The sequence below is a fragment of the Phytobacter sp. V91 genome, assembly GCF_965644225.1.
In the GTDB taxonomy this organism is placed as follows: Bacteria; Pseudomonadota; Gammaproteobacteria; order Enterobacterales; family Enterobacteriaceae; genus CBFFRJ01.
The window spans coordinates 1-522 of sequence record NZ_CBFFRJ010000314.1; the positions used below are offsets into that span (position 1 = coordinate 1).

The 522-nt window shown below is 37.7% G+C and carries 1 protein-coding gene; it reads left to right on the forward strand.

The window, feature by feature from the left end; translation table 11 throughout:
• Nucleotides 1-486 (forward strand): hypothetical protein (locus ACSZO4_RS25820; protein ID WP_437891927.1); only part of this gene is annotated, 486 nt, incomplete at its 5' end.
• Between the last annotated feature and the right edge of the window lie 36 nt (nucleotides 487-522).

The window sequence follows — 522 nt, forward strand, 5'->3', positions numbered from 1 at the left end:
TTTATTAACTGCAATGGAAATGACGCAGAAATTAACATCCAGTTGAACGATATTAAAGTTGATAGCGAATTCAGAACTATCAGAGAAAAACATCAGTCAGGATCTTACGCAGAAAGTGGAAGCACATCAACCAGAACCCTTGCCGGAAGGTACGGTAACGCCATATCTTCGCTTAAAAGAAGTGTTATGCAGGAGTTAGTAATCGTCGTAACAGGGCTGTTTCTACATTATTTCGAGATAGATTCAACCTATGCCACAGCAAAATCAGTGATTAAGGGGTTATTTGGATTTTCAGTTAAGCGGGAGGTGATTTTATCCTCATTTTCAACAAGGGGAAGACTGGCGAATAACAAAAGCCAATGGTTTTATATGGAACAGGAAGAAAAACAGATCCTGTTTACAGTATTCATGGCTGTTATTGACGCAGGAAGAGTTTATGAAAGTGTTAAAAATCGCCTTGATATACTGGTATCGGCAACGAAATAACAAAGAGATATATCTCTTTGCTTATATGAACCATTT